16 protein-coding genes are annotated in these 19,423 nt (G+C 35.5%); 3 read left to right on the top strand and 13 right to left on the bottom strand.

Annotated elements, in window-relative coordinates:
* Window positions 1-3: 3 nt before the first annotated feature.
* From PHY73_02180 to PHY73_02145, 8 genes are all read right to left on the bottom strand, one after another.
* Window positions 4-957, bottom strand: coding sequence for a thiamine pyrophosphate-dependent dehydrogenase E1 component subunit alpha (locus PHY73_02180; GenBank protein MDD3374513.1), 954 nt, complete (start codon window positions 955-957; stop codon window positions 4-6).
* A 27-nt stretch (window positions 958-984) separates the two neighbouring features.
* Window positions 985-1,641, bottom strand: coding sequence for a class I SAM-dependent methyltransferase (locus PHY73_02175; GenBank protein MDD3374512.1), 657 nt, complete (start codon window positions 1,639-1,641; stop codon window positions 985-987).
* Between the two features lie 21 nt (window positions 1,642-1,662).
* Entirely contained in the window at window positions 1,663-2,730 is a 1,068-nt protein-coding gene (locus PHY73_02170; GenBank protein MDD3374511.1) for a radical SAM protein, read from the bottom strand.
* Window positions 2,731-2,734: 4 nt separating this feature from the next.
* Window positions 2,735-3,739, bottom strand: a complete 1,005-nt coding sequence (locus PHY73_02165) for an SDR family oxidoreductase (GenBank protein ID MDD3374510.1) — start codon at window positions 3,737-3,739, stop codon at window positions 2,735-2,737.
* The gene (locus PHY73_02160) at window positions 3,724-4,653 is read right to left on the bottom strand and encodes a glycosyltransferase family 9 protein (GenBank protein MDD3374509.1); all 930 of its coding nucleotides are present in this window, start codon (window positions 4,651-4,653) and stop codon (window positions 3,724-3,726) included. The genes PHY73_02165 and PHY73_02160 overlap by 16 nt, the downstream gene beginning before the upstream one ends.
* Before the next feature lies 1 nt (window position 4,654).
* Complete coding sequence (locus PHY73_02155) at window positions 4,655-5,548, bottom strand: radical SAM protein (GenBank protein MDD3374508.1); 894 nt, start codon at window positions 5,546-5,548, stop codon at window positions 4,655-4,657.
* A 75-nt stretch (window positions 5,549-5,623) separates the two neighbouring features.
* Window positions 5,624-6,352 (bottom strand): tetratricopeptide repeat protein, encoded by a 729-nt coding sequence (locus PHY73_02150; protein MDD3374507.1) that lies wholly within the window; start codon window positions 6,350-6,352, stop codon window positions 5,624-5,626.
* Window positions 6,353-6,491: 139 nt separating this feature from the next.
* Window positions 6,492-8,708 carry a hypothetical protein gene (locus PHY73_02145; GenBank protein MDD3374506.1) on the bottom strand — a complete coding sequence of 739 codons (2,217 nt, stop codon included), beginning with the start codon at window positions 8,706-8,708 and terminating at the stop codon, window positions 6,492-6,494.
* Between the two features lie 507 nt (window positions 8,709-9,215).
* Between PHY73_02145 and PHY73_02140 the strand changes: the two genes are divergently transcribed.
* Window positions 9,216-10,877: a DEAD/DEAH box helicase gene (locus tag PHY73_02140; GenBank protein ID MDD3374505.1), complete on the top strand. Its 1,662-nt coding sequence runs from the start codon at window positions 9,216-9,218 to the stop codon at window positions 10,875-10,877.
* Between the two features lie 98 nt (window positions 10,878-10,975).
* Here the strand turns inward: PHY73_02140 and PHY73_02135 are convergent, their stop codons facing one another.
* The 4 genes from PHY73_02135 to ssb form a co-directional block, all read right to left on the bottom strand.
* Entirely contained in the window at window positions 10,976-12,229 is a 1,254-nt protein-coding gene (locus tag PHY73_02135; GenBank protein ID MDD3374504.1) for a DEAD/DEAH box helicase, read from the bottom strand.
* Window positions 12,230-12,512: 283 nt separating this feature from the next.
* Window positions 12,513-13,472: a protease modulator HflC gene (gene hflC / locus PHY73_02130; protein ID MDD3374503.1), complete on the bottom strand. Its 960-nt coding sequence runs from the start codon at window positions 13,470-13,472 to the stop codon at window positions 12,513-12,515.
* Window positions 13,472-14,470 carry an FtsH protease activity modulator HflK gene (hflK, locus tag PHY73_02125; GenBank protein ID MDD3374502.1) on the bottom strand — a complete coding sequence of 333 codons (999 nt, stop codon included), beginning with the start codon at window positions 14,468-14,470 and terminating at the stop codon, window positions 13,472-13,474. The genes hflC and hflK overlap by 1 nt, the downstream gene beginning before the upstream one ends.
* Window positions 14,471-14,715: 245 nt before the next feature.
* Window positions 14,716-15,111 carry a single-stranded DNA-binding protein gene (gene ssb / locus PHY73_02120; GenBank protein MDD3374501.1) on the bottom strand — a complete coding sequence of 132 codons (396 nt, stop codon included), beginning with the start codon at window positions 15,109-15,111 and terminating at the stop codon, window positions 14,716-14,718.
* 275 nt (window positions 15,112-15,386) lie between these two features.
* On the opposite strand from ssb, the gene PHY73_02115 reads away from it, so the two are divergent.
* Window positions 15,387-16,907 carry a radical SAM protein gene (locus PHY73_02115; protein ID MDD3374500.1) on the top strand — a complete coding sequence of 507 codons (1,521 nt, stop codon included), beginning with the start codon at window positions 15,387-15,389 and terminating at the stop codon, window positions 16,905-16,907.
* Between the two features lie 11 nt (window positions 16,908-16,918).
* Here the strand turns inward: PHY73_02115 and PHY73_02110 are convergent, their stop codons facing one another.
* Entirely contained in the window at window positions 16,919-17,371 is a 453-nt protein-coding gene (locus tag PHY73_02110; protein MDD3374499.1) for a PilZ domain-containing protein, read from the bottom strand.
* A 277-nt stretch (window positions 17,372-17,648) separates the two neighbouring features.
* Between PHY73_02110 and PHY73_02105 the strand changes: the two genes are divergently transcribed.
* Entirely contained in the window at window positions 17,649-19,403 is a 1,755-nt protein-coding gene (locus tag PHY73_02105; protein MDD3374498.1) for an MFS transporter, read from the top strand.
* The last annotated feature ends 20 nt before the right edge of the window (window positions 19,404-19,423 follow it).

The raw sequence follows: 19,423 nt of genomic DNA, 5'->3' as shown, positions 1-19,423 counted from the left end.
AAATTAATATACTCCCGTCATCAAATCTTTTTCAGTCGGCCAACTTCCTTTAAGAGCTTTTGCATATGAATTTTCAGCCTCATTCATTATTTTCTTATCCGTCAACTCAACTGATTTCTTGCTCATAATTTTTAATTTCAATATTTTTCTTTTGTATAATGAGAGAGGGCATCTTTTCTCCCAATCGAACACTTCTTTTTTTGTGCGATAGCCGATATTATAATCATATAAAGGTCCAACATGTTCTCGAAAGCGATACGTTAAACATTCTAAGAAAACAGGTCCTTTTCCTCGCCGACAAGAATCAACAGCCTTTTTAGCATCAACATAAACCTTCTCAACATCATTACCATTAATTTGTTTTGGTTTAAGCAGCTCTGTCACTCTCTTGAAAATTGGAGAATTTGGCTGACGATAACGAATATGCGTATTCGTCGAGTATAAATTGTTTTCACAAATAAAAACAATAGGAAGCTTTTTAAGAAGAGCAAAATTAACGCTCTCAGCAAAAACACCTTCTTCCAGCCCTGCGTCGCCAGAAAAAACAACAGCAACATTCTTTGTTTTATTTAACTTAAAAGAAAGAGCTGCCCCTGTTGCAACAGGAACCATGCCACCTAAAATAGGCGAAGAAAAAAATCCTTTTGAGGCATCTGAAAGATGAGCCGACCCTCCCCGCCCTTGATTAACTCCGTTTTTTCGCCCACAAAGCTCTAGAAAAAACTGATCCACAGATCCTCCTCGAGCCAAAAACGCTGCATGACATCGATGCGAAGCAAATACTTGATCTTTTTTTGTTAAATTTGCACACACTCCAGATGCAACCGCCTCTTGCCCAATCGAAAGATGCGTTGGCGTTCGCATCTGTTTTTGCCCATAAACAGACACTACCTGCTCTTCAACTCTACGAATTTTCAACATAGATAAAAAAAGTTTTTTTCTTGTTGTCTGATTCATTTTCTTAAATTTTTTAAAAATCTTACCTTATGGAATAAACCAAAAATAATCCCCTTGATATCCAGCTTGCTTAAAAAACTCCTTCCATTCATCAACCGACATATATGTTTTAGCTGTTAAATTCCAAGCATCCATTCTCTTTTTTTCTTCCGAAGTCCGATATGCATCCACCGTTATAAAACAATTTTTCTTTGAAACCCTGTGAATTTCGCAAATGGCTTTCTGACATTCTTCCAAATCAAGGTTATGAACAGTGTTGATCGAAACTACCAAATCAAATGAATTATCCTCATACGGCAAACTTGTAGCATTAGCAACTTTCAGAAATGACTTTACTTCTTCCTTTGCGTTTTGAATCGCATACGAAGAAATGTCGATGCCCTCGACTTTAATTCCAGGTATTGCCTGCACAAAATCATACAGCATAAAACCTTTTCCACATCCAACGTCTAAAATACTACTAGAGCCGGAAAGATCATAATGCTTTTGAAAATCAGGAACCACAGGTTGCCAAAATCTTGGATGATAAGAATATCCTCCATAACCGTATTTTCTGTCCCCATCAAAGAAATCTTTACCGAACTGACGAGCTACAAAACAAACTTCTTCCGTTTTAACGTCAATGCGTTCATCTAGATTTCGCTTTGTTACTGGATAATTCTTTAATAAATTAATTTCTGCCATAAATATCTTTTAATCTACAAATCAAATAAAATTAATATGATCGTCGGGATCTCCAATAAGTTCATTAATAAAAATATTACGCTCATCATAGACACAATGATGACGACACTCTTTCTTTGGATCAAAAGACTGAAAAAGCTTTTTTGTTTTCGGAGAAAGCCAAATCTCTTTAAACGTTTTTTTCTTCAAATCACCAATAGCCCCGCCAGGAACATAGGCCTTGTCATGGCAAAGATAAACCTTTGAATCTGCCGCAACAACGCTTAAAACCTGTACCATCGGACAAAAAGAATATGTTCTCTTAAGTTTCATGGAAAGAGAAAAATCATCTTCATACTTATTAATAATTTTAAACCGAGAACCTTCAAAACATTTTTGTGCTTTATGAATTTGTTTAATAACAGAATCTTTAAACGGCGCATGATAACGAAATAGATTCTTTGTAATTCGAGCTGTATATTTTATATGATTAACGCCTAACCCTTTTACAAATTTTGCCATATCATAAACCTGATTTGCATTCTCATGCGTCACAACAAAATTAATACCAAGCTCACAGCTTTTATTCTTTTTCTTTGAAAATTTCTTAATATTTGATGCAATAATATCAAAGCTTTTTTTTGAAATCCCGCGAGTCCGTGCAAAAACTTCAGGATCACAACTGTCCATCGAAATTCTAACCCATTTTGCTGAACACAAGAGATCAGCAACCTTTCCCAAAAGTAACTGCCCGTTAGTAATAAGCGACAGCTCTATTTTCTTTTTTAAAACTAACCGAAAAGCATCTTCTATAAAAGGATAGGACAGAGGCTCTCCTCCTCCGCTAAAAGTAACAGCCTTAACACCCATACTGGCTAAGTCCAAAATAACTCCTTTAAGAGTCTTCCAGGGCATCTCATCAAAAGATTTAACAGACTCTCTCAGTTTTAATTCTTTATCCGCATAACTACAATAAAAACATCGATGATTACAACGATTCGTTGGCTTTATTCTGATGTAAATCGGAGATGTTATTCTTCCACTCTTTAAATCTTGAAGTTTATCAAGATGCCAAAGAATTTTTAAATGACTATAAGGATTAGTGCTCATCAGATTATTTCATGTTCGCCAAAAGCATTGTTTTAATATTGTAATAAATTGGATTGTTCAACGCATCTTTGATTAATCCGATTTCAAATGCTTTTTTTAAGTCTTCAATAGCTTGTGAAATATTTCGCTCAGGAGAAAACCCTAGCTCTTTTTTTATTTTTTTAGACGAAATGCTATACGACCGTTTATCATTGGAATCCTGAACCTCGAGTTTCGTATCTTCCCTGCCAACAACATTTTTGACCATATTCGCAATTTCTAGAACAGTATGATTTTCATATCCGCAGTTAAAAATCTTTCCTTCTATTTTTTCTTTTGGATAACTTAAAGACTCAACATATAAATCAGAAATATCATCAATATGAATATTCGGTCTTTTTTGATCTCCACCGAAAACAATAATTTTATTATTACAAATTGCATGCGTTGTTAAAATATTAACAGTTAAGTCTAACCGTAATCTTGGTGAATACCCACAAACGGTTGCAGGCCTCAGGATAAGCGTTGTAAAATTCTCGCTTTGCTGCTTTAAAAGATAATCTTCGCATAATGCCTTATATTTTGAATAATCCGTTAGAGGATCTAAAGAAAGCTCTTCTGTGACATTCGGATCTTCCTTGACTCCATAAACACTTGAGCTTGATGCAAAAATGAAACGCTTAACATTGTTTCTTTTTGAAATGTCAACAAGTGGCAAAAATGCATCATAATTAATCGTCTTCGATAAATCTGGATTAAGTTCATAACTTGGATCATTCGAAATACAAGCAAGATGAATAATCGCATCCGTTTGCGGCATTTCTTTTTCTAAAAGAAGCGTATCTCGAATATCCCCTTTAATTTCGATAAGATTAGGATGTCCTTTAACAGCGCTCAAAACATCTTCTCCGTACATATAAAGATCTAAAACCTTCACATGATATCCAGCGCTTAAAAGTTTTGGAACAAGAACGGCCCCAACATATCCAGCGCCACCAGTAACTAAAACATTTCTTATTTCTTTAGCAATCTTCGACATATGACCTCAACATTTTTTGGTAAAATAACATCCATGCAAAATCGCTTATTTCTGCAAAACGGCATATAACATGGGCGATAACGACACTTTAGCCTTGAAGGCAACACATGAATACCCGGAACTCCCATCATACGCTGATGATTCGTTGGCCCAAAGAGCGTAACCACTTTCTTCCCTAAAGCCTGTCCAATCATCTGCCCCAAAGAATCGGATGTCACGATTACCTTACAGCTATCAATCCACTGAATATAAGATTTAATATTCTTATGACCTTTTTGCCAACTAACAGAGAAATCCTTCTTTAACAACTTTTCCAACATCTTCCAATGACCCATTGACCAAGACTTGGTTGGCCACTTAACCCCAACAGAATAGTTAAGCCCAACATCATAAACTGGCTCTTTTCTCTTCTCTGGAAATAAAACAAGTCCCTGCCCATCCCATTTTGCACCAACAACTTGATAAAGAATTTCAGCTGTATTATTAATAATGTTTTTATGATTTTCTTGGCCAGACAAAAGAAGTCGTGTGGCATCTTTATATGTCGCAATGTCGTATACTTTCTCGTCAAAATAAAATCCATATTTCTCTTTTGACTGAATATCTTTTAAGAATGCACAAATCCCAATATCTTTTTCTAAATTAATAAAAACATCATATTTTTTGTTTAAAACACTCTTGAGAACAAAAGGATCGAAAACCAAAAGCTTATTGATGTAAGGATTGTTCTCCAAAAGACCTTTGGCTTGATCTGAAACAACCCATGTAACATCATCATCTTTATAAAGATGCAGAACGGAAGTGCAAAATAAAACATCTCCAAGGCTAACCGTAGTCGAAACTCCTCGATCAAGAAATTCTGAAAATCCTGTCTTAATAATTAAAACACGTCTCTTCTTTTTCATTTTAGAATTTAATATCCACAGAACAGTAGCCATCTTGCTGCAAATGGTTTGTTTTAATTTTTATGTCACATGGACTACAAAGCCCATAGTTGACACACGATCTATAAGCATGCTTTATTTTTAGATGGGGATCAGTCAAGCAACCAATGGCAAGATTTTTTCTGTTTGCATATAAATCAGAATGACATCGATAAACTGTCCCGTTTGGACCAACAGGCAAAACTGTATTTCGACACTGTACTTTTTTACCAACCTGATGACCAACGCAGGCATCTTCGTATTTATAGCATCCATAAGTTTTACCTTCCCAAGTTCCTAAAAAAATTTTTGTTCGAAATTCTATGCCTTGTTTCTTTGCATATTTGCGAATTTCTTCTGTTAACTCAGGATACTGAGGATGTTCAATATGAAACAATCCTATGCTTAAAATCTCCTGCAATTCTTTAATACGGTCAATTAAATCCTTATAATCATTTTGTCCTTGATGAAAACTAACGCGAATTGTTGGATATGGCGCATCGCGCTTATTCCACTGAAGTGTTTTAAGCGCTTTGAAAGCAGCTGGCGTAACGCTTGGTGGCAACGCCGTTAAAATATCCATTTTTTGCTGAACATTCTCTAAAATTTCCCATATCCCTTTAGATAAAAATGGCTCCCCTCCCTGCAAAGTCAAGGGAACACCTTCAGGCAATCTTAATCGATTTAACGATCGAATCCAATCAGATGTCTCCATCTCTGGATGAACTTTTGTGTTGATATATGGATTAAAAATATTGATAATACAATAGGAACAAGAAAGAAAACACCGATTGGTTAAATAGATACCAATATAATCTGTTTCTTCTGGAATGTTAACTTCTGAAAAACTATTATAAGAATGGTCTTTTACTTGCATTTTATTTATATATAGATAATTATATATATCTATTAAAAATTTTCAATATATATAATAATTGCGAAGAATTAAGAATTATTTTACAGAAGAATAACCAGAAGCCTTTGTTAAAGCTCTCATGACAACTTCAACACGATTTAAAGTATAATCAAAATGCAACAACACAGTTAAGTCCTTATCTAATAAACCTTTTTTTCCTTCGTACTGAGCAAAATACTTAAAATTCTCTAAATAATCTAAATTTCCTCTTTTACTCGAAGCAATCATTATTCCCTTAGTAACAGCTTCTCTTGCTTTATCCATTTGCCCCAAATAGTAGTAACTTTGAGCCATTCTCAAACAAACAAGTTGAGCATCTTTTTCAGACTGAATAACTGCCTCTGGCATAGAATTTAATATATAGCTTTGCCATTCCGGCAAAGAAAAATCCTCCGCCATTGTTAAATAATAAAAGGGCACTCCTGGAATAAGCTCAAAAGCTTTCTCAAAACAAGAAATAGCTTTATCGTATAGCTTGGAATTAAAAGATATTATTCCTAAATCCATCCAATAAGTATATCGCTCAGAATCAAGCTCGATTGCCTTATCATACATTTTTATCGCTTTTTCTTGATCTCCAAGGTAATAATAGCAAAATCCTAGATTTCCATATGTGCTTCCGATCGGCCCTACCATATCTAATAGCTGAAGAAAATACTCAATTCCAGACTTCAGCTCGTAAGAACAAAGCTCTTGATTGCTCTCAAGCTTGTATTCAATGATTAACATTGATTTTCTTGTTTGGCCCAAATGATATATGTTCATCTTATTTACAAAAGGCACCTCCTTGATAAACAAAAAGCAAGTGACTAAAATTAAAACATACAAAGAAATATTTCTCCAAACCACAAACGCAAAGAAACCCGATAACCATTTATTGTTCAAGAAATATTGCTTTATATCTTTAATCATTTCTCAAAATTTCTTTCTTAGCTTTATCATCATTAATAAATAAGATAATTAACCACAAAAAAAGACCAATATAAATACCAAATATTAATAAATATACTAATTCTCCACCAATCGGAAAATAACGAAAATAAACAATATTCTCTCCGGGTGGAAGCTCAACTCCTTTGAATGCAAAATTCGAACGATAAAGAGGTGCTCTTTTCCCATTTACAAAAACTTGCCAATCAGACTGAAAACTATCCGTATAAACTAAGAATTTTTCTTTACTAAAATGCGTTCTTATCTTAATTGAATTTGCGTTAAAACCAAGAACCTCAAAAGAATCAGACGGTGAAGAAATAACCGTCGCCTGACTTTGTATCCTTGTATTATCATCAGATAATAAGCTTTTAAATCTTAAGCCTTGAGCTTGTGCTTCATCACCCGAAACGAGAGCTAAATTTGTATTATTCTGAAATATCTTGATAAGAAAGTCTAAACTTTCATTTTCATGATTAACGATTTCAATATGATCATAAAGATAAAATTTATACTTTATATATTTATTTAATATTTCAGTCGAAATATTTTCGACTAAATAATAAGACCATTTTGGAGGAAACCCTGCTCCACCAGGAGGAAACTTCATCAAGTCTTTCAACTGAACTCGATGCTCAAAACTTTCAAGATTAGAATAATTTTCCTCATAATCAGGGCGAATAAAGGAAAAAATAATGCGCGAAGAAGGTTGGGCGATAATCTTAAAATAATTTGCTCGATCTTTGATAATAACATTTTTGAGATTATCACGAAAACGCCACATAACCTCAACAGGCTGCGCAACAATACATAATCCTAACAATATAAACCACAACCACTTGCGAACTTGATATTCCAAAATAATTATGCTAAAGAATATTAAACTCAACAATACCGTTGCATAAGTCGAGAAAAAGCTATTTTTTCCTATCAACAACATTAAAATACCAACATGCACAACAGCAACAACGGCCAACGCATAATAGCGATTTATCAAAAATTTTTCTTTTAAAATTAATTTTAACTGTAGTGCTAAAAATAATATGAAAATTGGCAAAAGAATAAAAACAAATATTCCTATATTTCTAATAAAAGAAAACCAAGGAATAAAATTAAAGAAAACCTTAAAAACAAAAGACTGCTCTCCAATTAATATAAAAAACAAAGGAAGAATTAATAAAATTAAAAAGACTGTCTTCTTTCTTATTTTATTAAAAATACTTAAAGCCAAAATACACCAAGCAAAAAATGAAATATAAAAAAAAGTGATCGAAGCAGGAAGCACTTTATCTCGATCTAAGAAGAGACTACCCGTAAACGATTCTGTGCTTGGGCCCGCATTAACAATTTTACCATAAGAAACTTCAGCGCCTCCAGCATAAGGGCTCTCCTCTTTTGTTTTTCGCTCATTACAGACAATCTCCCCTGTTTTTGTGAGCTGATACGTCTTAAAAGATGATATCGCTGAAAGGAAAAGAGCCAAAAAACAAAAAATCACTGTTAGAAAATGACGACAAAAAAAAGACTTAATAATCAAAATATCTTTTTTAAAGCGCATAAAGTTGAATAAAAAATAAACCACGCTAAAAAAAACAAAAATCGTCAACCAGTAAAATGGTAAATAGCAATTTAAAATCAACATTAGAGAAAAGATAGTGCCAACAAAAAAACGTCTTTTAGGACACTGCCAGAAATTGAGTAAGAAATAAAAAAACCAAATCACTGAAACAAAAATAAAAATATGATATGGGTAATGAAAGATGAACATTCCTGATGAAGAAAAAAGAAAAAACAAAAAAGCCGCATAAGCAGCTAAAGAACTTCTTAAAACTGTTTTTGCAAGAAAATAAAATCCTATCTGGCCAACAAAGAAATACCCAATAAAAGCAGATAAAAACGATAAATAAAAACTTAATCCCAATTTATTTAAAAGAGGAATCAAAAGCCAAATCGGATTAAAAACTCCATAAGCATTTAATTCAACTAAAAATGTCCCTCCCCAAAAAATGAATGGACACCAAAGAGAGAAAACACCTACTTGCAGACTATCAAAGAAATACTTAACGTGCGAATAAAATGAAAGACAATCGCCGCTAACAGGGATCTTCCCTGAAACAGCATCAGAAAAAAGAAACAACCAAAGCAAAATAGGAATAATAAATTTAAAAGAAGAAATAATCTTATTTTTCATAATTTTTGATTAACTTTAAACAACTTATTTTATTCTAAATTAACATAGGCATTCTATCTCAAATTCAGACTTCGTCCAACAAAAAACGAATAAAAGGATTTTAAACGATAAGCGGGCCATCAAACAAATCAAAAAGATAATCCCCCATTAAAATAATTGAAGCTATTAATAAATAAGATGGACTTTTAAAGAGTTTAGTGTTATTCTGACATCTTGTTAAGAGAAATTCTTAATATAAACCGTTTTAACGATACGCGTAAAGTCATTGATCATGCCCTTTTTGATGATAAGCACTTATCTATCATCATATCGATCTCAATCGTCCTTATAAATTCCTTAGGATAGACAAAGAAGGTTTCGGCTTGACCAAAGACTTAAGGTCTTGACCTTTATTGATCTATCGCCGATTGATGCTTTCTTTAGCTTTAAATAGCTTAGAAAGCGCCAACAAAGAATTTCTATTTTTTCTAATTTTACCTTACATCAAAAGGAAGGCAGTGATTTATTATGAAATCATTTGAAGAACTTGGTCTATCTATAGACACATTAAAAACAATTAAAGCAAAAGGATTTGAAGAACCTTCTCCTATCCAGGAAAAAACAATTCCGATCATTCTATCAGGAAGTGAAGATATTGTTGGACAGGCGCAAACAGGCACAGGAAAAACCGCCGCATTTGGCCTTCCGTTAGTCGAACTCTTAAAAGAAAAATCAAAACATGTTCAAGCCTTGGTTCTGACTCCCACTAGAGAGCTCGCCATCCAAGTCGCTGAAGAAATCCATTCCTTGAGAGGCAAAAAAAACTTAAGCATCGTTCCGATTTATGGTGGACAAGCGATTCAATTACAATTGCGCAGCCTCCAAAAAGGTATCGACATTGTAGTCGGAACGCCAGGACGTATCTTAGACCATTTAAAACGCAAATCATTAAATCTTACATCCATTACTCATCTTGTTTTAGATGAAGCCGATGAAATGCTAAATATGGGATTCTTAGAAGACGTGCAGAAAATTATGGATTATACAGCAAAAGAAAAACGCACAATGCTATTTTCAGCAACAATGCCGGCGGCAGTTCTAAAGATTGCAAAAAAATACATGAACGATTATGTTGTTTTAAAAGTGTCCAAAGAAGAACTAACGTCGGACCTTACGGAGCAAATTTATTTTGAAGTCAGCGAACAAAATAAATTTGAAGCTTTGTGCCGAATCATTGATATCGAAGAAAACTTTTTTGGATTAATTTTCTGTCGTACCAAAGTTGATGTGGGCCGCGTGTCTAATCGGCTAATAGAACGTGGCTATCAGGCAGATGCCCTACATGGAGACATTAGCCAAACCTTGAGAGAGAAAACTCTGAACAAATTCAAAAAACGTAAAATTAACATTCTTATTGCAACAGACGTAGCGGCCCGAGGAATTGACGTGCAAAACATTTCGCATGTCATCAACTATGCTCTGCCACAAGACCCAGAAGCTTACGTACATCGCATTGGGCGAACAGGGCGAGCAGGAAAAACAGGTCATGCGATTACCTTTGTCACACCAAGCGAATATCGTAAATTACAATTTATTCAGCGAACAGCCAAAACAGATATCCGCCGAGAAAAACTACCAGACGTTAAAGATATTATTAAAATGAAAAAGCAGCGTATTCACTCTCGCCTTGAAGAAATTGCTCAAACAGGCCCTAAAGAAGAGTACTTACAGCTTGCAAAAGACTTGCTCACTAAAAATGAATCCGAACATTTGCTAGCAGCTCTTTTGCAGCATACCTTTCAGGGAGATCTTGACGAAAAAAGTTATACCAAAATTATTGATTCCCCGCTAGATAAAAGTGGAAAAACACGTTTATTTGTTGGTTTCGGGACAAACAGCGGACTAACCCGCAAAAAATTAATTGATGTTATCAAAAAACATTGCGATATTACAGAAGATAAAATTCATGACGTGCAAATTCGTGACAAATTTGCATTCGTCAGTCTTCCGTTTTGCCAGGCCGAACAAATTCTTGAATATTTCCAAAACAATAAAAATCAATCAGGAATCTATGTTACCAAAGCAAAGAAAGATCGAGGACAAAGAGAAAATCCAAAACAAAAATGGAATTCAAAACAAGGAAATTTAAGACAAGGAAAACAAGAAAAACGACGTCATTTTAAGAAATAATAAAAAGTAAATCATTATTAAAAACTATGGGCCTGACTTTTAAAAGTCAGGCCCTTATTCTTTAACACAAAATCTAAAATACCTTACTCAGAAAAATATTAACGTCTTCCTCGATAAGAATTAGTTGTTCGCCTGCGCCCATTCACTTTATAAGAACTAAAAACAGTTTTTGGCTTGTCAAACTGCTCCGTAGGGCTGTCAGGATGCGACGAAACCGGAAGAGCCTCTTTTAATAGACGCTCAATATTTTGAACATCTGTTCGCTGATCAGGCCTAGCAAAAGAAATCGCATGACCAGCCTTTCCCGCCCGACCCGTACGCCCAATTCTATGGATATAATTCTCTGTATCGTCAGGTAAATCATAATTGATAACTAACTCAATTCCCACAACATCAATTCCTCGAGCCGCGATATCTGTTGCCGCTAGAATACGATATTGGCCGTTACGAAATCCCTCTAGAGCTTCTTTGCGTTGAGCTAACGAACGATCGGAATGAATCTCCGCGGCCCGATGTCCCAAACCGCGAATAACACGGGCGATTCTTTTGGTCCCATGCTTTGTCCGACAAAAGAGTAAAACTGATCCACGATATTTTCGCAGTATTTTTTCTAAAATCTCAGGTTTTTTTTCTTGACGAATAATAAACAATTCATGGGATACGTCCTCAGCAGAAGTTCCCGGAGGAGCAATCTGCACCTGCACTGGAGATCGCATATAAGACGTCGCTATGCGAACAATGGTTGAAGGCATCGTCGCTGAAAAAAGCATAGTCTGTCGCTGCGAAGAAACAACTTTTAATATTTTTTCAATTTGTGGAGCAAATCCCATGTCCAACATGCGATCAGCCTCATCCAGAACCAAGATACTTACTCTGTTTAGCTGAATCTTTCGCTGTTGCATCAAATCAATAAGCCGCCCGGGAGTCGCAATAAGAATTCTTGGCTGCTGGCTCAATGCCTTGATCTGACTATTGATTGGAGCACCACCGATCAAAACCACAGATTTCATGCCAAACGGACGAGCAATTTTAGAAACGCTTTGTTCTACCTGTAATGCTAGCTCCCGAGTTGGAACTAATATTAACGCCAAAAAATTATTTTGAACAAGATTTTGGACAATGGGAATAACAAAAGCCATGGTCTTGCCTGTTCCGGTCTGCGCGATACCAATAAAATCTTTACCCTCTAAGGCAATCGGAATGGCTTTATGCTGTATCGGCGTTGCCTCTTTAAATCCTAACCGACCAATCGTTTCGATAGTTTTCGGAGCAATGCCCAGCCCGTAAAAACTAAGCGGAGAATATGTGGAATCTTTTAAAACATCATTTGTATTCGTCATTTTATCTTTCATTAAGCGTTTCTAGCCTGCATCCTTTTTTCCTGCGATGAATGATCACTGTGAATATTACAATAAGCATCGTCATTGTAAATACTCAAAAGATTCTTGCAGCGAGGATGTTTGCATCGTCTCCCTTTTTTAGAAGTTTTTATTTTTTTAATAATAGTTCCTTTCGTAAAATAGGCAAGAAATAAAATAGCCTAATTTTAAACATACTGTTTGTTCTCTTGTCAAAACATAATAATAACTATTAAAAAACAACTGGAAATTTATATTAAAAGGGAGTTATTGATCATTACTTATTACCCTGGATACTTCTTAAGTATTTATAATAATCACTGTCCGTATCCAAAATAAGCGTTGTGTCCGAACCAATAGTATCTCGGTATGTTTCTAGCGTCCTGATGAAGGAATAAAACTCCGGATCTTTGTTGTACGCATTAGCATAAATCTTGATCGCTTCAGCGTCAGCCTCACCTTTAATTTCTTGAGCTTTGCGATAAGCTTCAGATTGGATCTCTTGAAGCCCTTTAACCGTTTGTCCTTCTATCTCAGCCTTACTCCCCTGACCTTCAGAACGATATTGCTCTGCGGCACGCTTACGTTCTGATATCATTCGATCAAAAACTTTTCTACGAACTTCCTCAACATAATTAATCCGTTTAATTCTTAAATCAATAAGCTCAATGCCATATTGAGGTGTAATCAGAGAAGCATGTTCTAAAATATTTCGAGTCAGCGCTCTGCGTCCAACGCTGATACGCTCTATATTAGTATCTCCTGCGCCTATATTATCTGTCGTTTTAGCACTAACCGATTGCTCATGCAAACGGTTAGAATCACGCACTGTCTCAATTAATTTTAAATTAGAAATAGCGTCTCGAGTCGCGGCGTCTACAACATCGTCCAATCGAGCATACGCTCCCATTTCTGTTCCAACCGATTGCATAAACTTGAGCGCATCCACTATTCGCCAGCGCGCGATTGTATCAACCCAAATATATCTTTTATCAAGGGTAGGAATCTCATTTGGATCACCATCCCACTGCAACATCCTTTTATCAAAATAATTAGCATTCTGAATAAAAGGTAATTTAAAATACAAACCTGCCTCTACAATCGGTTGGCCGATCGGCTCACCAAATTGCGTGACAACAACTTGCTGAGTTTCATCAACAGTGTAAGCAACCCCGCTAACAAAAAGAATCGCAATAATCACAGCAAAACCAAGCAATAGACTTCCAATCTTCATCATTATTTTTGACCTTCTTGCGTTAAATTAAGCAATGGTAAAATCGTATTTCCCTCTGGTCCCATAACATAAATTTTCCCTGCTTTAGGCAATACATCAGAAAGTGTTTCAAGATACATTCGTTTTAGAGTTACATCCTTCGCTTCTTTATATGCATTCCAGGTAGCAATAAATTTTGTAGCATCTCCTTTAGCCTGATTAATCCGCTTTAAAGAATAACCTTCCGCTTCTCGTATCGTTTTTTCTGCTTCTCCTCGAGCCTTGGGAATAACCTTGTTATACGCCTCCCAAGATTGATTAACGATCTTCTCCTTTTCCTGCTTAGCTTCATTAACCTCATTAAAGGAAGCCTTGACCGCATCAGGGGGGTTCACATCTTGAAGCTTAACAGTTACAATCTGAATACCAATATTATAACTATTCAGAATTTCTTGCATCTTACCTTGCACTTCTTGATTAATTTCAATACGACGTGTTGTTAAGACTTCCTCAACAGAACTATCTCCTATGACCTGACGCATAACAGATTCTGAAATATCGCGGACTGTCACGTCTACGTCTCGAATATTAAATAACGCCTTAACCGGGTCTTCAAGCTTAAACTGTACGATCCAATTAACGTCTACAACATTCAAATCACCCGTCAACATAAGCGATTCTTCAATATATGCCTTAGAGGAATACTGGGTTTTAACACCTGATCGAACAGTTTTAAAACCAAATTCTTCCTTATAAATTCTCTTTACCTTAACTTTATTTAATTTCTCAATATTAAAAGGAACCTTCCAGTGCAAACCCGGCTGAGTTGTCTTAATATATTTTCCAAAACGACGAATAACTCCAACTTCATCAGGACCAACGGAATAAAAGCTTGATAAAATCAAAGCGCCGACAGCAATCACCATCACCACAACAGATGACAGCCCCTTGTTAACCTTAGGGATATATTTCTTCCCTTGACGAAACAATTCTTCTGGTGTATCAGGTATTTGAAAATCCATAGTTAGCTAGTTTGCTCATCTCACTTCACATCAGCGAAGCGGACCCGTAGGCTCCATTTGGTAGATATAAATTAAGGAGGGATGTATTAAACAGACGCAACAATCCTTATAAACCTAGATGATTGTACTGCACCCCCATTTTTTGTCAAGCTCTTTATCAGACTGAAGACAACACAGCTATATGAAAAATAAGGCACACTTTTGCACAAGACCCTAATCCCATATAAACTTTAATGTGCAGCTAATTACTCATCCCAACCAACCTCTGAGGTTACCTGATCTCTCGAAGAATCGCTCGAGTCTGATTGCTGATCAGAGCTTTTCTTCGGCATAAAATGAATGCTATTAGCTGCAATTCTAACGCGGCTTTGCGTCTTTCCGTCTTTTTCCCAACGATCTTGCTTTAGACGTCCTTCAACAATGATGCCACTTCCTTTTGTCAGATATTTTGCGCAATTTTCAGCCACTGCTCCCCAAACTTCAACATCAAAAAAAGAAGTTTCCTTTACTTTTTCATCGCCTTTAGAATAAAACCGATTATTAGCAATAGAGATGCTACAGACCGCTTTCCCAGATGGAATATATTTTAATTCCGGATCTCTCGTTAAATTTCCCATAATATTAACACTATTTAAGCTCATAAATCGCCTCCTCTTTTAAAATGATAAAATTGTTTAGTTATATTAGCACAATGTTAAACAAAATTAAGAAATATAATCCCTGCCCCCTTAAATCTGCTTATCATATTTTCTCTACCTTAGATAACATCTTGCAGCAACTTACCTGCGATCTTGATTTTGAATCTTTCCTTTGCTACGCAAGAATCCTTCTGTTAATATAAAATATCTTAACTATTGCGTACCTTAAAGAAATGCGAGAACTATCTTAAGCGTTCGATCTTATTTTATCAAGAAATATGTACGACATCATATTAATAAATCCAAAAAGCAACACGCTTCAATCTTTTGACTTCTTGATTGCTAAAAGTATCCCGTTATCAATCGGATATATCGCATCTTATCTAGAAGATAAAAATTACAACGTAAAAATCATTGATGAAGAAGTCGAAATGATAACCAAAGAAAAACTTCTTCAAATGACAAATAATAAAAAACAATTATTTGGCGTAAGCTGCTTAACCCCTACGATCAGCCGCGGCTACAAGCTAGCCAATTTAATCAAATCTATTTTTCCAGAATCAACCATTGTTTTCGGAGGAATTCATTGTACGGTTCTTCCGGAAGAAGTGCTTGGAAACCCTTGCGTAGACCTTGTTGTCAGAGGCGAAGGAGAACCCGTCATAGAACAAATCGTGCTCCATCATCGCCAAGGGAAAAACTTCAAAGATATCTTATCTTGCTCTTATCGATCTAACGGTACCATAATCCATAACCCAATAGCCCCTTTAATCGACATCAACTCTCTGCCCAGCATCCCTTTTCATATGTTTGACTCCAAAATTTACGATATGGGATTTATGATCTCATCGAGAGGATGTCCCTACAATTGTGCTTTTTGTAGCCAGCGAATCATTAACGGAAATGTCTTTCGCTATCGATCGACCGAAAAAGTCATTGCTGAATTACAAACGCTAACAACAATGTACCAACCTTCAAACATTGTATTCCTTGATGATATTTTTACTGTCAGCAAAACAAGAGTTCGAGACCTTTGCCAAGCAATTATTCAGAACAATTTGCATACAAAAGCCGAATATTCAATATCAACCCGCGGAGATTGCATCGATGATGAAATATTAAAAGAGCTTAGATCCGCTAATTTCACTGGGCTCAACATCGGAGTAGAAACTGCAAGCGAGAAATTAATGAAATTTATTAACAAAAATGAAACCGTCTCGGATATCGTAAAAGGAATTCAGCTTGCTAAAAAATACAATTTTGGCATCGATACAACTTTTATTTATGGAATCCCTGGAGAAACAAGAGCCGACCGAGTTGCATCGTTTAATTTAGCCGTATCATTAAGTCCAGATAAAGCACGATTTAACAATGCGACACCTTATCCTGGGACAAAATTTTATGATGTTGCTAAAAGAGAAAACAATCTAAATATCATAGGACATTGGGAAAATTTTACGCCGACTGGTGTTTTAGCGTCTAATAGTCCTAACCGGTCTTTCTTGCCTTACTATCCGCAAGGTTCCACCCCTGAAGAAATCATTGAAGATGTCATTCAAGCAAATATGTTATATTTCCTTCAACCAAAACGATTAAAAGGGCTAATAAAAAACATGTTCGATAGAAAAGGAACAAAATGGTTTGTTCTTCCTAATCAGTGGTGGAAAGAACCAAAATATATCAAAGGTCTTTTTTTAATTTTTTTGCTAACTCTCAAAAGATTGATTTTACTAATAAAATGGGGACTTCAAGGCAAACTACTAACACAATTTAAAAAAAAGAAAAGGATGCCTGGCTAAGCTCTCAAAGCTTACCAATAAAGTTTTTTAAACCGCTTAGAATATCGCTTAACCCATTTGCGAGAAGCTTCCTCAAGAGAAATTTCTTTACCAGTCTGAAAATTAATTAAATCACGATATTCAGAAATCAAATAAATTTGCTCAATCATTTTTACCTTAAATGCTTCACGTAACCTAAAAAAACTTACAGCAATATCATAAAGCTTTGTCTCGGAATTCTGGATGCATCTGACAACTTTCGCCTGAACATTAAACATTTTATCTTCAAGAGGCATTTTTACAGAAACCACAGAACCTATATCTACCGGATTCTTTCCAGCAAAAAGCAATCCTCCGATACTTGCATTGATTGTTTCAGTTCGACTTTCTTCTCCCCCAAGATCATCTTCTAAACCAACAACTTCATAAGCAAGAGGCAAAGACAAAGGATGCCGAATAAATTGTCGTTTCTCTTTTTTTCCCATAAGGTCACCCTCTATTTCATTAATTTTACCATAATTCTTTTACCAAAACCTAATCGTTTTTTCTAAATTCTAACAATGATATTTGCTTTTGTCCAGAAATGTATGCCAAATGAAATAATCATCCTACAATACTATTCATTTAAATTGCCACGCTAACTCTACTTTAGCCAATAAATAGTTTGTGCACACCAAGTTTGTTTGTTATAATACGAAACTTCTAATAAGAATAAATATCCAATATATATCTATATAAAAAATTAATATTAAGGAGACATTAATGCCAAACGCAACGGGCCAATCAACCCACCATGCAACAGCCCCAGAAGATCGTATTCCCGTTTTTCACAAATTCATCTACGGCTTAGGATCAATGGCCAATGATAGTCAGGCCGCTTGGATTGGCCAAATGGTTGCAATTTTAATCCTAGGCTTAGGACTAAACCCTGCCATAGTAGGGCTAATTGGATTTGTTCCGCGCGTTTTTGATGGCGTCCTAGATCCTGTTGTTGGTTTTAGCTCAGATAATACCCGAACAAAATATGGAAGGCGTAAGCCATTTATTTTCTGGGGAGCAATTATCGCCGGAATTTGTTATTTTCTCATGTTTCAGCTTTATCCAGAAAATAGCAAAACATTCAACGGCTGGTATTTCTTAATACTTCAAATCATCTTTTTTGGAGCTTTCACTTGTTTTTCAATTCCTTGGCTTGCCTTAGGTTATGAAATGACACCTGATTACCATGAACGAACAGCCCTACAAGGCTGGAGCAGAATTATGGCTCAGATTCCTTGGTTACTCGCTCCTTGGTGTTGGGCAATTTTGTACAATAAAAACTGGTTTTCAAATCCTGAAACAGGACAAGCAGATCCTGTTCTTGGAGCACGCGTTGTCTCCATTTTTATCGGTCTTATTATAATCATCGGGGGCATTCTGCCTGCTATTTTTAATAAAGAGCGTTTCGGAAACTTACCAAAACCAGAAAAAATAACAGGTAATTACCTCAAAAATGTAACTTCACATAATACAAAGTTTTTATCTAAACTCTATGTTGCGAGTAGCATCCTTGCCTTTTTCTTTTCTTTTTATATCAGCAAAACAGATTTTCCTTGGTTTTCCTTACCTATAAGAATTACAACTGTTTTCTTAGGTGGCGCTTTATTTTCTGGCATCTTCCTTTTGCTTTACGCCAATCCTGTTCTTAAAAAATTATTTGATAATATTGTCCTTACATTTAAAATCAAGCTGTTTGTTAAAATTTGCGCAGGCACATTCTTAATCTTCAATGGTTTTATGCTTAGTTCTACATTTATTCTTTGGGTTATTTTCTTTCATGTTTTTAAAAATGCTCCTGATACAGGCCTTGCTTATGCTGCGGGAGGAAAATTACTTGGAGTCTATGGAACATTTAGCGCTATTTGTATGACAATTGTTATTCCGAGAATTGTATGGCTCTCCAAGCGATTAGGAAAAAAGAAAGCCTTTTTTGTTGCAATCCCACTTTCTATCATTGGTTTTGCCATGAAATGGCCTGCATATCTTCAGGTTCATCCAGCAAATAGCGAATTATGGCAAATGCTAAACGGCACAGGTTTTATTAATTTTGTACAAGTCTGCTGGTTTATTGCTAAATCTCACTTTTTACTTTTACTATGTGCACCATTTATTGCCTTTGGACTAGGATCAATCTTTACTATCTTTTTATCAATGCTTGCCGATATATGCGATGTTGATGAGTTAGAAACAGGCGAGCGTCGTGAAGGAATGTTTACGGCAGTCTATTGGTGGATGGTTAAAATGGGGCTTGCTCTCGCAGGACTCCTTGGAGGTGCGATGCTTGCCTGGACAGGGTTTGATCAAGGAAAAGGCATTGGACAATCTTTAGATACTTTATTTTGGATGAGAGTCTTTGACGTTTCTATTCCAATCATAGCATCCATTATTGCAATAATTTTTATTTTCAGTATAAAATTTACTGAAAATGATACTCACAGGGTTCGCAAAGAATTGGAAGAAAGACGCGGAAAGGCATAGAAAAGAACATGACAAAACAA

This window comes from Candidatus Omnitrophota bacterium, assembly GCA_028693815.1.
Lineage (GTDB): Bacteria > Omnitrophota > Gorgyraeia > Zapsychrales > Aceulaceae > Aceula.
Note: the sequence above shows the minus strand (reverse complement) of the source record. Positions and strands in the feature narration are given on the sequence as shown.